The 14,068-nt window shown below is 71.0% G+C and carries 14 protein-coding genes; 13 read left to right on the top strand and 1 reads right to left on the bottom strand.

Features of this window, described 5'->3' with window-relative positions:
- Positions 1 to 79 precede the first annotated feature (79 nt).
- The 13 genes from QF037_RS25370 (at position 80) to pstB (ending at position 13,489) form a co-directional block, all read left to right on the top strand.
- Complete coding sequence (locus QF037_RS25370; RefSeq protein WP_307028909.1) at positions 80 to 496, top strand: GntR family transcriptional regulator; 417 nt, start codon at positions 80 to 82, stop codon at positions 494 to 496.
- Positions 493 to 1,392: an ABC transporter ATP-binding protein gene (locus QF037_RS25365; RefSeq protein WP_307028908.1), complete on the top strand. Its 900-nt coding sequence runs from the start codon at positions 493 to 495 to the stop codon at positions 1,390 to 1,392. Before QF037_RS25370 ends, QF037_RS25365 begins: the two co-directional genes overlap by 4 nt.
- Positions 1,389 to 2,360 (top strand): ABC transporter permease, encoded by a 972-nt coding sequence (locus QF037_RS25360; RefSeq protein WP_307028906.1) that lies wholly within the window; start codon positions 1,389 to 1,391, stop codon positions 2,358 to 2,360. The genes QF037_RS25365 and QF037_RS25360 overlap by 4 nt, the downstream gene beginning before the upstream one ends.
- Positions 2,357 to 3,193, top strand: coding sequence for a hypothetical protein (locus QF037_RS25355; RefSeq protein WP_307028905.1), 837 nt, complete (start codon positions 2,357 to 2,359; stop codon positions 3,191 to 3,193). Before QF037_RS25360 ends, QF037_RS25355 begins: the two co-directional genes overlap by 4 nt.
- Entirely contained in the window at positions 3,190 to 4,149 is a 960-nt protein-coding gene (locus QF037_RS25350) for a hypothetical protein (RefSeq protein WP_307028902.1), read from the top strand. The genes QF037_RS25355 and QF037_RS25350 overlap by 4 nt, the downstream gene beginning before the upstream one ends.
- Positions 4,146 to 5,018 (top strand): hypothetical protein, encoded by an 873-nt coding sequence (locus tag QF037_RS25345; protein ID WP_307028900.1) that lies wholly within the window; start codon positions 4,146 to 4,148, stop codon positions 5,016 to 5,018. Before QF037_RS25350 ends, QF037_RS25345 begins: the two co-directional genes overlap by 4 nt.
- Before the next feature lie 151 nt (positions 5,019 to 5,169).
- On the top strand, positions 5,170 to 7,527 hold the full coding sequence (locus tag QF037_RS25340) for an RNA degradosome polyphosphate kinase (RefSeq protein WP_307028898.1): 2,358 nt from the start codon (positions 5,170 to 5,172) through the stop codon (positions 7,525 to 7,527).
- Positions 7,508 to 8,563, top strand: a complete 1,056-nt coding sequence (locus tag QF037_RS25335) for a CHAD domain-containing protein (RefSeq protein ID WP_307028896.1) — start codon at positions 7,508 to 7,510, stop codon at positions 8,561 to 8,563. The genes QF037_RS25340 and QF037_RS25335 overlap by 20 nt, the downstream gene beginning before the upstream one ends.
- Positions 8,564 to 8,588: 25 nt before the next feature.
- Entirely contained in the window at positions 8,589 to 9,011 is a 423-nt protein-coding gene (locus QF037_RS25330) for an NUDIX hydrolase (protein ID WP_307028894.1), read from the top strand.
- Between the two features lie 348 nt (positions 9,012 to 9,359).
- Positions 9,360 to 10,484: a phosphate ABC transporter substrate-binding protein PstS gene (pstS, locus tag QF037_RS25325; protein ID WP_307028892.1), complete on the top strand. Its 1,125-nt coding sequence runs from the start codon at positions 9,360 to 9,362 to the stop codon at positions 10,482 to 10,484.
- Between the two features lie 110 nt (positions 10,485 to 10,594).
- Positions 10,595 to 11,599 carry a phosphate ABC transporter permease subunit PstC gene (pstC, locus tag QF037_RS25320; protein ID WP_307028890.1) on the top strand — a complete coding sequence of 335 codons (1,005 nt, stop codon included), beginning with the start codon at positions 10,595 to 10,597 and terminating at the stop codon, positions 11,597 to 11,599.
- A complete protein-coding gene (pstA, locus tag QF037_RS25315) occupies positions 11,596 to 12,642 on the top strand; it encodes a phosphate ABC transporter permease PstA (protein ID WP_307028888.1) in 1,047 nt (348 codons plus the stop codon). The genes pstC and pstA overlap by 4 nt, the downstream gene beginning before the upstream one ends.
- A gap of 70 nt (positions 12,643 to 12,712) precedes the next feature.
- On the top strand, positions 12,713 to 13,489 hold the full coding sequence (pstB, locus tag QF037_RS25310; protein ID WP_307028887.1) for a phosphate ABC transporter ATP-binding protein PstB: 777 nt from the start codon (positions 12,713 to 12,715) through the stop codon (positions 13,487 to 13,489).
- 114 nt (positions 13,490 to 13,603) lie between these two features.
- Here pstB and QF037_RS25305 read toward each other — a convergent pair whose 3' ends face one another.
- Positions 13,604 to 14,026, bottom strand: coding sequence for a hypothetical protein (locus QF037_RS25305; protein ID WP_307028885.1), 423 nt, complete (start codon positions 14,024 to 14,026; stop codon positions 13,604 to 13,606).
- Positions 14,027 to 14,068 lie beyond the last annotated feature (42 nt).

The following is a 14,068-nucleotide window of genomic DNA, read 5'->3' as shown; positions in this document are numbered from 1 at the left end:
TTCACAGGATCGCTCTTGACTTTCTGACCCACCGTGCACCACCCTTTCACTACTCAATTAGTGAAAGGGTGGTGCACGGGTGGTCGAGTACCGCATCGACCGGCACTCCGGGGTCGCCACGTACGTCCAGATCGTCCAGCAGACCAAGCAGGCCCTCCGGCTGGGCCACCTGGAACCGGGCGACAAGCTCCCGACGGCGCGCGAGGTAGTGGAGGCCACCGCCATCAACCCCAATACGGTCCTGAAGGCCTACCGCGAACTGGAACGCGAGGGACTGGTCGAGGCCCGGCGCGGCCTCGGCACCTTCGTGCGCCGCGGCCTCGGCGCGGCCACCGCCGACTCGCCCCTCCACTCCGAGCTCGACGGATGGACCCAGCGGGCCCGCGCGGCCGGCCTCGACCGGGACGACGTGGCCGCGCTCTTCACCGCCGTACTCGACAAGCATTTCCTGGACAGAAACGGCCAGGACCAGCACAGCCAGGGAGCCCCCTCATGACCGACACCGCCCTCGAGGCAGCCGCGCTGGGCAAGCGCTTCGGCCGGCTGCGGCGGTCCGCCGGATGGGCCCTGCGTGACTGCACCTTCGCGCTCCCCACCGGCCGCGTCTGCGCCGTCGTCGGCCCCAACGGCGCGGGCAAGTCCACCCTGCTCGCCCTCGCCGCCGGCCTCATGGCCCCGAGCGAGGGCAGCCTCTCGGTCCTCGGCGGGCCCGTCGGCGCGGCACGCGCACGCGTGGGCTTCGTCGCCCAGGACAAGCCGCTCTATCCCCAGCTCAGCGTCGCCGAGACGCTCCTCATGGGCGCCGACCTCAACCCCGGCCACTGGGACGCGCGTGCCGCCGAGCGGATCGTGGCCGGTGGCGAGCTCGACCCCAAGGCCCGTATCCGCGCCCTGTCCGGCGGCCAGCGCACCCGGGTCGCGCTCGCCCTCGCGCTCGGCAAGAAGCCCGAACTGCTGCTCCTGGACGAGCCGATGGCCGACCTCGACCCGCTGGCCCGGCACGAGCTGATGGGCGTCCTGATGTCCCAGGCGGCCCAGCACGGCACCACGATCGTCATGTCCTCGCACGTCGTCGCCGAGCTGGAGGACTCCTGCGACCACCTGCTGCTGATCGGCGGCGGCCGGGTCCGCCTCGCCGGGGAGATCGACGAGCTGCTGGAGACGCACACGCGCGTGTCGGCATCCGCGGACACCGTCCTCGACCCGCACACGGTCGTCGAGTCCCGCACCACGGGCCGCCAGCTGTCCGCCCTGATCCGCCCGGCCGCCCCGCTCCCCGCCGACTGGCACACCAGCGCGCCCTCCCTGGAGGAGCTGGTCCTGTCCTACCTGCGCAATCCCGAGCCAGCCGGAAAGACGGCCCTGTCGGGAGCCGAGGAGGTCTCCGCGTGAGCGCCCTCACCGCGCCCCACCTGAACCGTTGGCTGATACGACTGCACCGACCGGCCCTCTTCGTCTGGACCGTCGTCCTCCTCGGACTCGGCAGCGCGCTGATGTGCCTGTGGGGTCCGCTGGCCGACGCCTCCGCCGAGGCCTGGCAGCAGCACTACGCCTGCGCGCCGACCGGTCCCTGTCTGTACGACCAGGCCGCGATCCTGCGCTACAAGCACATCTACGACTACGCGACCATGGCGGTCCTGGCCGTCCCCTTCCTCGTCGCCGCCTGGACGGGAGCCGCCCTCATCGGCCGTGAACTGGAGCAGCGCACCGCGCAGCTGGCGTGGACCCAGGGGCTGACCCCGACCCGGTGGCTGCTCTCGAAGCTCACCCTCCCGGCCGCCCTGGTCACCGCCGGCACCGGCCTCCTGGTGCTGCTGCACCACGGGATGTGGTGGGCGTCCGAGGGCCGGATCGGCAGCGCCAAGTCCTGGTACGACCCGCCCACCTTCTACGCCGGCGGCCCGATCACCGTGGCCCTCGCCCTGGCCGGCCTGTTCGCCGGCGCCTTCGCGGGCGTGCTGCTGCGCCGCTCGCTGGCCGCACTGGGCGCCGCCGTCGTCGCCGTGGGCGCGCTGTGGGCCGGTGTCCACCAGGCACTGCCACACCTGTGGACGCCGGTGACCGGCGTGTCGAGCCTGGAGAGCGACCTGCCCGTGGGCAACGGCGTGGACGTGTCGACGGGCCTGCTCACCGCCGACGGCGAGCGCCTTCCGGACCCGTTCTGCGGCAGCACGATCAACCCGCAGTGCGAGCGGCTCTACGACCGTCTCGGCGCCGTCAGCTGGTACCACGACTACCACCCGCTCTCCCACTACTGGCCCCTGCAGCTGACCGCCTCCGCGATCGTGCTCGCCGTCGCCGCCCTGCTCGCGCTGGCCGCGTTCCGCGTGACCGCCGTACGCACGAGAGGTCTGTCATGATCCGGGGCGTGCTGCGGCTGCACCGCACGGCACTGATCGTGTGGACCGTGTTCGTGCTGGGCTCGGTGGCCTGGCTGGTGTGGCTGACCGAGGTCACCGCCGACGACGTACAGGCGGCCCTGGACGCCTGCCGGGACACCCCCGCGGGCTACTGCGGCTTCTGGCCCTCGCGCGACTACAGCGGCCCGATGGGCTGGACCAGCACCTTCATGTACTACGGCTTCTGGGCCGTCGCCGCCTGGTCGGCCGGCGCGCTGATCGGACGTGAACTGGAGTCCGGCACCGCGCGGCTGGCGTGGACGCAGGACGTCTCGCCGATGCGCTGGCTGGCCGCCAAGCTCACGGTGCCGGCCCTGGCCCTGATCGCCGGCGGCGCGCTCTTCGTCCCCGTCTTCCGCTGGGCCTGGTCGGCCCACCGCGACCTGATGGGCGACAACTGGGGCTTCGCCGACGTGTTCGCCGCCCGCGGCCCGCTCGTCGTGGCCTACGGCCTGTGCGCCCTCGCCGTCGGCGCGCTCACCGCGCTCGTCGTACGCCGCTCACTGCCCGCGACGGCCATCGCGGTCGCCGCGGTGATCGTGCTCAACCGGTACGTGGAGAAGTACCGCCCGGAGTACTGGCCCACGGTCGACGGCGACGGCCGCGAACTGCCCGCCACCGTATGGCAGCTGGGCGACGGCACCTACCACCCGCAGTCCCATTTCTGGCCGCTGCACCTCGTCGAGACCGGCATCGTCCTCGCCGTCGCGGCCCTGGCCACCTTCGCCGCGTTCCTCCTGCTCCGCCACCGCACCCACCCCGCTCGCACGCCCCGCCAGGAGTCCCTCGCATGACCGCATCCGTCGCCGCGGCCCCACCGCGTCCCCCGGCCACCGGCCGCACGGTGCTGCGCCTGCACCGCGCCGCCCTGATCGTCTGGGGGCTCGTGGCCGTCGCCGCCGCGCTGGCCCTGCTGTGGGCGTACGGCCCCGGCGCGGAGTCCGCCGAGACCGCGTGGCGGCGCAACTGCCCCGTCGGCGACGACTGCATGTGGGACACCACGCTCAACGGCTACTACCGGACCGTCATGCTCGCCAGGTGGACCATCGTCTACCTGCCCTATGCCGTCGCCGCCTGGGCCGGTGCCGTCGTCGGCCGCGAACTGGAGTCCGGCACCGCGCGGCTGGCGTGGACCCAGGGCGTGACCCCGACCCGCTGGCTGGCCGCCAAGCTCACCGTCCCCGCGGCCCTGCTCACCGCTGGCACGACCGTACTGGTCCTGCTGCACCGCATGGTCTACAGCGCGAACGAGTTCCCGCTGGACTGGGCCTGGTACGACGACAACACGTTCACCGCGAACGGCACCCTGGCCCTTGCCCTGCCCCTCCTCGCCCTGGCCGTCGGCACCCTCGCGGGCCTGCTCCTGCGCCGCGCCCTGCCGGCCCTCGCCGTGGGCCTCGCGGTCACCGTGCTCGTGGAGTACGCCGCCGACACCGTCACCCCCCGCCTGTGGCCCTGGCAGACCGCCCTCAACGGTCTGCGGTCGGGCCCCGGGACCCCGCAGAACGTCCTGTGGGGCGACCAGGGGGCCCTGACCGCCACCGGCGAACGGATCCCGATCCCGGACTGCGGCGACAGCATGAAGTGCTTCACCGACCACGGCGTGACCGGCTACTACCTCGACTACCACCCCGCCTCCGACTTCTGGCCCCTCCAGCTCATCGGGACCGGCATCGTCCTCGCGGTCGCGGCGGCCGCGGTGGGTACGGCGTTCTGGCTGCTGCGCAGGGGAACGAGGGCGGCGGCATGAGCGCGCTCTCCGTTCCCACGGCGGCGCCCGCCGTCCGCGGTGTGCTGCGCCCGCACCGCGCCGCACTGGTCCTCTGGCTCACGGCACTGGCGGCCGCGGCGGTCTACCTGGTCTGGCTGCACTCCCTCGCGGACGAGGCCCGCGAAGGCGTCGGCGCCTGTGCCGTACCGCAGCAGAGCGGCCTGCCGCTGTGCTCGGCCGTCGAGGCGATCACCGCCGACGCGACGTACAGGGACGGGATCGCCCTGGTCACCGGCGCGCTGGCGCTCGTCATGTTCCCCGCGGCCGGCTGGGCCGGCGCCGTCATCGGCCGGGAACTGGAGAACCGCACCGCCCTGCTGGCCTGGACCCAGGGCGTGTCACCGGCCCGCTGGCTGGCCGCCAAGCTCACCGTCCCGGCGGTCCTGCTCGCCGCCGGCACCGGCGCGATCGCCGTACTGAACCGCTGGGCGCGCGGCGACGGCGACCCGAACATCGTCGGCGACTGGTACTACCCCGACGTGTTCATCGCCACCGGCCCGGCCGCCGTCGCGTACGCCCTCGCGGGCCTCGCCCTCGGCGCCCTCGCCGGTCTGCTGACCGGGCGCGCCCTGGCCGGGGTGGGGGTGGCCTTCGCGACCTGTCTGGTCCTCTACAACCTGGTGGACCTCTTCCGCGAGGATCTGTGGCCCACGCTCACCCGTCGCGGCGCCTTCGAGCCGCCGCGCTCGTACTACCAGGTCGACTGGTCGGCGAACGAGACGGTTCTGAGGTACCACCCCCGGTCCCACTTCTGGCCCCTCCAGTACGTCGAGACCGGCCTCCTCCTCGCCATCGCCGCCGCCGCGACCACCGCCGCCTTCGTGCTGCTGCGCCGCCGCACGGCCTAGGACCTCCGGACCGCACGTCCTCCCACGGGGGTGGGGGACGTACGGTCCGGACATGTGCCGGGGCGCGCGGATGCCCGGGATCCGCCCCCCGGTGTCCCGCACGCCATGTCTCCGTAACCAATGGTTCAGACAGACTTGCGAGGCTCGGCGAATGAAGCCCGCCGTGCCCGAGCCTTCGCCGCCCCCCGAGGGACCCGCGCGGAACGGAGTCGCCGCGCTCCCGCCCGCGCTCTCCGACGCGCCTGTCTCGCCCATGGCGCGGAACAATGGGTCCATGAGCCAGCCCAACATCCAGGCAGCACAGGTCCAGCACGCGCAGCCCTCCGTGGGCTCCATAGCCGCGCACCGCCCGCACACCGTGGCGGCGGCGGTCTCCGACCTGGAACCCGACATCGACGCCGACCTCGACGCGTACGAGGAGTCGCCCTTCGATGGACCGGATCTCCCGCAGGGTCGTTTCCTCGACCGGGAGCGCAGCTGGCTCGCCTTCAACGAGCGCGTTCTGGAACTCGCCGAGGACCCGAACACGCCCCTGCTCGAGCGGGCGAACTTCCTCGCGATCTTCGCCAGCAACCTGGACGAGTTCTTCATGGTCCGGGTGGCCGGTCTGAAGCGCCGCATTGCCACCGGCGTCGCCACCCGCTCCGCCTCGGGACTCCAGCCGCGCGAGGTGCTGGAGATGATCTGGGCCCGCTCCCGCGAGCTGATGGCCCGGCACGCCGCCTGCTACCACGAGGACGTCGCCCCCGCACTCGCGGAGGAGGGCATCCACCTGGTCCGCTGGAACGAGCTCCAGGAGAAGGAGCAGGCCCGCCTCTTCACCCTGTTCCGGCACCAGATCTTCCCGGTCCTGACCCCCCTGGCGGTCGACCCGGCGCACCCCTTCCCGTACATCTCGGGTCTCTCGCTGAACCTCGCGGTCGTCGTACGCAACCCCGTCACCGGCCACCGCCACTTCGCCCGCGTCAAGGTCCCGCCGCTGCTGTCCCGCTTCCTGGAGAGCTCCCCCGGCCGCTACGTCCCCATCGAGGACGTCATCGCCGCGCACCTGGAGGAGCTGTTCCCGGGCATGGAGGTGCTGGAGCACCACGCCTTCCGCCTGACCAGGAACGAGGACCTGGAGGTCGAGGAGGACGACGCCGAGAACCTGCTCCAGGCCCTGGAGAAGGAGCTCATGCGGCGCCGCTTCGGGCCGCCGGTGCGCCTGGAGGTGGAGGAGTCCATCGACCGCGAGGTCCTGGACCTGCTGGTGCGCGAGCTGAAGATCTCCGAGGCTGAGGTGTACCCGCTGCCGGGTCCCCTGGACCTCACCGGTCTCTTCCGCATCGCCTCCCTCGACCGGCCCGAGCTGAAGTACAAGAAGTTCATCGCCGGCGTCCACCGCGACCTGGCCGAGGTCGAGTCGGCGTCCGCGCCCGACATCTTCGCGGCCCTGCGCGCCCGTGACGTGCTGCTGCACCACCCGTACGACAGCTTCTCGACGTCCGTGCAGGCCTTCCTCCAGCAGGCGGCCGACGACCCGGACGTCCTCGCCATCAAACAGACCCTGTACCGGACCTCCGGCGACTCCCCGATAGTCGACGCGCTCATCGACGCCGCCGAGGCCGGCAAGCAGGTCCTCGTCCTGGTCGAGATCAAGGCCCGTTTCGACGAGCACGCCAACATCAAGTGGGCGCGCAAGCTGGAGGAGGCGGGCTGCCATGTGGTCTACGGCCTGGTGGGCCTGAAGACCCACTGCAAGCTGTCGCTGGTGGTGCGCCAGGAGGGCGAGACGCTACGGCGCTACAGCCACGTCGGCACCGGCAACTACCACCCCAAGACGGCCCGCCTGTACGAGGACCTGGGCCTGCTGACGGCGGACCCGCAGGTCGGCGCGGACCTCTCGGACCTGTTCAACCGTCTCTCGGGCTACTCCCGCCGGGAGACCTACCGCCGTCTCCTGGTGGCCCCCAAGTCCCTTCGGGACGGCCTGATCTCGCGGGTCAACAAGGAAGTCCAGCACCACAAGGCCGGGCGCCCGGCGTTCATCCGCATCAAGGTCAACTCGATGGTCGACGAGGCGCTCATCGACTCGCTCTACCGCGCGTCCCAGGCCGGCGTGCCGGTCGACGTGTGGGTGCGCGGCATCTGCGCGATCCGCCCCGGCGTCACGGGTCTGTCGGAGAACATCCGGGTCCGTTCGATCCTCGGCCGCTTCCTGGAGCACTCCCGGGTCTTCGGTTTCGGCAACGGCGGTGAGCCCGAGGTGTGGATCGGCAGCGCCGACATGATGCACCGCAACCTCGACCGCCGTATCGAGGCGCTGGTCAGGGTGACCGACCCGGCCCACCGAGCGGCGCTCACTCGTCTCCTGGAGACGGGCATGTCCGACGCCACGTCCTCCTGGCACCTGGGCCCGGACGGTGAGTGGGAGCGGCACGCGACCGACGCGGAGGGCCAGCCGCTGCGCAACGTCCAGGAGATGCTCATAGACGCCCGGAGGCGCCGGCGTGGCACAGCAACACCTTGAACCGACGGAACCCGTGGCCGGTCACGTCGGGCCGGTGACGGGGGAGGCCCTCGCGGGTTACCTCCGGGCCCAGGCCACGGAGTTCCTGCGCGCTCTGCGACTGCACCGGGAGTCCGGTGCGGTCGCCGGCAGCGGCACGGTGCCCCCCGTCGACGCGGCCCGGGCCCTGCGCCGCTCGGCCCGCCGCATCAGCGGCAGCCTCCACACCTTCCGGCCGCTCCTGGAGGCGGACTGGTCGGAACGGATGCGGCCCGAACTGGCGTGGGTGTCGGGCACGCTGGCGTCGGAGCACGCGTGCGAGGCGCGGCTGGAGAGGCTGCTGCTGGCGCTGCACAGGCTGTCGGGGGCGACGGTGTTTCCGGCGCAGGCGGCCGGCGGGACAGTCGCCACGGCCCAGCCGGCGTCCTCCCCGGACCGCGGCAACCTCACGGTGGGCGCGGCGAAAGCGGGCGCCCTCCTGGACCGCCAGCTGACCCTGGCCCGTACCCGGGCGCACTCCACCGCCCTCCAGGCCCTCGGCTCCTCCCGCTTCCACGCGGTCGCCGACAACATCGCCGTACTGGCCAGCGAGGTGCCCCTCACCCCCGCGGCCCCCGCGACCGACCTCCACCCCCTGGCCCAGGCCGCCGAGGACCGCCTCAAGGACGCCGCGGCCGCCCTCCCCCTGGTCACCGCGGGCCACCCGTACAACGCGGAGGCCCTCGTCCACGGCCTCTCCCCGGACCCGGCCCCGCACCCCCAGGACGCCCCCTGGCACCAGGTCCGCCTGCTGCTGCGTCTGCACCGGTACGCCCGCGAGGTCCTGCGCGGCGACCTGACCGACGTACGGCTGCTCGCGGCCGGCGAGGCCCTCGACCGGCACCGCGACGCGTCCGAGGCCGCCGCGGCCGCCGCGCAGGCGGCCCGCACGCCCCGGATCGCGCCGGCGACCGCCTACGCCCTCGGTGTGCTCCACGCCGACCAGCGCCACGAAGTGGAAGCCGCCAGGTTCGCCTTCCAGCGTTCGTGGCAGATGGAACCCGTCAGCACCTCGTAGCCGACACGGAGGCGGTGAGCCCTCGGTGAGCTCTCCCGGCAACAGCACCGTCCAGGCGGCGGGCTGCGTTCTGTGGCGCCGCTCGCCCTTCGACGGCGAGCTCGAGGTATGCCTCGTCCACAGGCCGAAATACGACGACTGGTCGCACCCCAAGGGCAAGCTGAAGCGGGACGAGGACCCCCTGGCGGGCGCTCTGCGCGAGGTGGCGGAGGAAACGGGCTACGAGGCCCGCACCGGCGCCCCGCTCCCCACCGTGCGCTACCTGGCGAACGGCCGCCCCAAGCAGGTCCACTACTGGGCCGCGGAGGCGATGGCGGGCACCTTCACCCCGAACACCGAGGTCGACCGCATCCTCTGGCTCTCCCCCGCAGCGGCCCGAAACCGCCTGACCCAACCCCGGGACCGCACGCTGGTGGACTCTCTACTGGTATCACTGCATCTCACCTAGGGGCGCGGGGCTGTATCGATGTGCGGCTCCGCCGCGCGGGCGCGACAAGCCACAGCGGACCCGCACCCGGCGACGGCCCCACACCCCCCACCCCCTGGGCCGCCCCGCTCAACCCAATGGAATGCCCCCGTGTCCTCGACGTAAGCCTTCCGTGACCTAACCGCACCTTCCGCAGGGGTTCACCCCGCGTTCATTTACGCCAGTCGGCGCCTTCACCTGATCTGCCTAATTTCAGCCTTACGCGGTGCGGACCGCTCCTCGGAAGAACACCTCGAAGACGTGTCCGCATCACCCAGTCTTCGCACGCCGCCGGATTCAGGACGGCGGCTCTCGGAAGGAACTCCCTCAGTGAAGCTTCAGCGCAAGAACCGGCGGGCTCTCGCTCTCGGCGCGATCGCCGTCTCCGGCGCCCTGGCCCTCACGGCGTGCGGCTCCGACGACACCGGCTCCTCGGACGGCGGGAGCAACGCCACCGCCGCCAACAGCTCGATCAAGTGTGACGACGCCAAGGGTCAGCTGCTCGCCGACGGCTCCTCCGCGCAGAAGAACGCCATCGACGCCTGGGTCAAGCAGTTCACGGCCGCCTGCTCGGGCGTCCAGATCAACTACAAGGGCGGCGGCTCCGGCGCCGGTGTCACCGCGTTCACCCAGGGCCAGGTGGCCTTCGCCGGTTCGGACTCCGCGCTGAAGCCCGAAGAGGTCACCGCCTCCAAGTCGGTCTGCAAGGGCGGCCAGGGCATCGACCTGCCGATGGTCGGCGGCCCGATCGCGGTCGGCTTCAACGTCCCGGGCGTGGACAAGCTCGTCCTGAACGCCGAGACGCTCGCCAAGATCTTCGACAGCAAGATCACCAACTGGAACGACAAGGCGATCAAGGCGCTCAACCCCGACGCCAAGCTCCCCGACCTGAAGATCCAGGCGTTCCACCGCTCCGACGAGTCCGGCACCACGGACAACTTCACCAAGTACCTGATCGCCGCCTCCCCGGCGAACTGGAAGTACGAGGGCGGCAAGGCCTGGCAGGCCAAGGGCGGCCAGTCGGCCTCCGGCTCCTCCGGTGTCGCCCAGCAGGTCAAGCAGACCTCCGGCGCCATCTCCTACATGGAGCTGTCGTACGCCAAGGACGGCATCGTCCCGGTCACCATCGACACGGGCGCCTCCGCCCCGGTCGAGGCCACCGTCGAGAACGCCACCAAGGCGATCGCGGCCGCCCAGGTCGTCGGCACCGGAAAGGACCTGTCGCTGAAGCTGGACTACGCGACCAAGGCCGACGGCGCCTACCCGATCACCCTGGTCACGTACGAGATCGTCTGCGACAAGGGCAACAAGGCCGACAGCCTGCCCGCCACGAAGGCGTTCCTGCGCTACATCGCCTCCGAGGACGGCCAGGGCGCGCTCGCCGAAGCCGGCTACGCCCCGATCCCCGACGACATCATCGCCAAGGTCCGCACCACCATCGAGGGCCTGAGCTGATCCCGCGTGCGGTCCGGTCCAGGGCCTGAGACCCCGGACCGGACCGCACCGTCCGGTGCACCGCCGCCAGGAGCCGTACAGCCGCACGGCTCCGCAGACCGGAGAACCCGATGGACACCACACAGATAGCTGACACCCCTCCCCCCGCCCCGCATCCCACCGTGACCGAGCAGAAGGCCGCGGCCCGTGGCGCCACCCGCCCCGGCGACCGCATCTTCCTCGCCCTGTCCCGCGGTTCGGGCATCTTCCTGCTGGTGATCATGGCCGCGATCGCGGTCTTCCTCACCTACCGCGCGTCCCTCGCGATCAGCAAGGACGACGGCAACTTCCTGACCACCTTCGAGTGGAACACCGGCCTCAACCCGCCGGTCTTCGGCATCGCGGTGCTCGCCTTCGGCACGGTCGTCTCCTCGATCGTCGCGATGGCCATCGCGGTCCCGATCGCGGTCGCCATCGCGCTGTTCCTCACGCACTACGCCCCGCGCAAGCTGAGCGGCCCGATCGCCTACGTGATCGACCTGCTCGCCGCCGTCCCGTCCATCGTGTACGGCCTGTGGGGCGCCCTGGTCCTCGTACCGAACATGACCGGCCTCTTCGGCTGGCTGGACACCTACCTCGGCTGGACCGGCATCTTCTCCTGGCAGGGCGGCGCGCCCCGCTCGATGCTGACCGTCGGCATCCTGCTCGCGATCATGATCCTGCCGATCATCACCAACGTCAGCCGTGAGGTCTTCCGGCAGACACCGCGGATGAACGAGGAGGCGGCCCTGGCGCTCGGCGCCACCCGCTGGGAGGTCATCCGCATCTCGGTGATCCCCTTCGGCCGCTCCGGCGTGATCTCCGCCTCGATGCTCGGCCTCGGCCGCGCGCTCGGCGAGACGATGGCCGTGGCCACCGTGCTCTCCCCGACCTTCGACATCCAGGCCAGCCTGCTCGACCCGGGCGGCGGCACCTTCGCGCAGAACATCGCCAGCAAGTTCGGCGAGGCGACGGAGTTCGGCCGTGACGCGCTGATTGCCTCCGGTCTGGTCCTGTTCGTCATCACCCTGCTGGTCAACGGCGCGGCCCGCGCGATCATCGCCCGCCGCAAGGAGTACTCGGGGGCCAACGCATGAGCACCGCAACCGTCAGCACCCTGCGCGGTGCCCGTCTGCCCAAGTGGTCCCCGTACGCCATCGCGGCCGGCTCGGTCGCCGTCGCGGTCGGCATAGGGCTGGGCGCCGGCCTCGACAGCGAGGTCCAGTGGGGCCTGATCGCCGCGATCCTCTTCCTCGTCGGGACCTACGGCATCGCCGCCCGTGTCGAGGGCCGGCGGCAGGCCAAGGACCGGATCGCCACCTCGCTGGTCTGGGTCTCCTTCCTGATCGCCCTCATCCCGCTGGTCTCCCTGATCTGGGTGACGGTCGCGCGCGGTGTGAAGGTCCTGGACGTCTACTTCCTGACCCACTCCATGGGTGTGGTCGCCGACACCGAGCCGGGCGGCGGTATCTACCACGCCATCCTCGGCAGCCTCGAGCAGGTCGGCCTCGCCACGGTCATCGCCGCCCCGATCGGTGTGCTCACCGCGATCTACCTGGTGGAGTACGGCCGGGGCAATCTCTCCAGGGCCATCACGTTCTTCGTCGACGTCATGACCGGCATCCCGTCGATCGTCGCGGGCCTCTTCATCCTCAGCCTCATGCTGATGTTCGAGATGCAGCCCTTCGGGTTCGCCGGCTCGCTGGCCCTGGCCATCCTGATGATGCCGGTGGTCGTCCGCTCCACCGAGGAGATGCTCAAGCTCGTCCCGAACGAGCTGCGCGAGGCCTCCCTGGCCCTCGGCGTCCCGAAGTGGCGCACGATCCTGAAGGTGGTCCTGCCGACCTCGATCGGCGGCATCACGACCGGCGTCATGCTGGCGGTCGCCCGTATCGCCGGTGAGACCGCTCCGGTCCTGCTGCTGGTGTTCGGTAACCCGTTCATCAACAACAACCCCTTCGAGGGCGCGCAGGCCTCGCTGCCGCTGTACATCTACCAGCAGTACGCGAACAGCGCGGGCTCCGGAGCGGCGTACGACCGCGCCTGGGCGGCGTCACTGACGCTGATCGCCTTCGTGATGATCCTCAACCTGGTGGCCCGCGGCATCGCCCGCTGGAAGGCCCCGAAGACCGGTCGCTAAAGCATCACTATGCGGCTACCGCCGCGCGGGGCCCTCAGCGACTCCCAGACTTTTTGGAAGTGAAGTAATCATGGCCAAGCGAATCGACGTAAGCGGACTGACCGCCTACTACGGCTCCCACAAGGCGATCGAGGACATCTCGATGACCGTCGAGCCCCGCTCGGTGACGGCCTTCATCGGCCCCTCCGGCTGCGGCAAGTCGACGTTCCTGCGCACCCTGAACCGGATGCACGAGGTCACCCCCGGCGGCCGCGTCGAGGGCAAGGTGCTCCTGGACGACGAGGACCTGTACGGCAGCGGCATCGACCCCGTGTCGGTGCGCCGCGAGGTCGGCATGGTCTTCCAGCGCCCGAACCCGTTCCCCACGATGTCGATCTTCGACAACGTGGCGGCGGGCCTGCGGCTGAACGGCTCGTACAAGAAGGCCCAGCTCGCGGACATCGTGGAGAAGTCCCTCAAGGGCGCGAACCTCTGGAACGAGGTCAAGGACCGCCTGAACAAGCCGGGATCGGGCCTGTCCGGCGGTCAGCAGCAGCGTCTGTGCATCGCCCGCGCGATCGCGGTCGAGCCGAACGTCCTGCTGATGGACGAGCCCTGCTCGGCCCTGGACCCCATCTCCACCCTGGCGATCGAGGACCTGATCGGCGAGCTGAAGGAGCGCTTCACGATCGTCATCGTGACGCACAACATGCAGCAGGCCGCCCGTGTCTCGGACCGCACGGCGTTCTTCAACCTCGCGGCGGTCGGCCAGCCCGGCAAGCTGATCGAGATCGACGACACGGAGCGCATCTTCTCCAACCCGTCGGTCCAGGCCACGGAGGACTACATCTCGGGCCGCTTCGGCTAGACCGGCGCCCGCTGAAGACCCCTCGCGGTGCTGCATGGCGGTGCCACCGCGAGGACGAAAAAGGGCCCGCCCCCTGGTTCAACAGGGGGCGGGCCCGTTTCGTACGGCCGGCGGTTACGCGACGCCGTCGGCGTAGGCCGTCTTCCAGCCGCTGCACGTGGCCGAGACCACGGTGCCGTCGTTGCGGAGGCAGACCCTGATGTAGAGCGTGGCCGACTCGGCGAAGTCCTCGTCGGACGTCACGCACGTGTTGAAGCCGTTGCCGTTGTACTTGGAGTGGACCGTGCCGGAGCTGCCGACCTTCCAGTACCCGAGGACACCGGCACCGTCGGTCGAGTTGTCGCAGATGTGGAACGAGTCGTCGTCCGTGTAGAAGGCCTCCGAGCCCGCGGACGACGCGTAGTCACCGGACCTGTAGGTCGACACGCTGTAGATCTCGGTAGCCGCGGAGGCCGGCGCTGCCACGTAGAGCATGGTGGCCGCCGCGGCACCCACCGCTCCCGCGCCGGACAGCAGACGCCTGCTGAGAGTGTTCATGAAGAAATCCCCCTTCGAACACGCGTTCATAGAACAGGTGAT

Origin of the sequence: Streptomyces canus (assembly GCF_030815415.1) — a bacterium.
Classification (GTDB): domain Bacteria; phylum Actinomycetota; class Actinomycetes; order Streptomycetales; family Streptomycetaceae; genus Streptomyces; species Streptomyces canus_F.
This window is presented reverse-complemented; position numbering and strand designations above follow the sequence as displayed.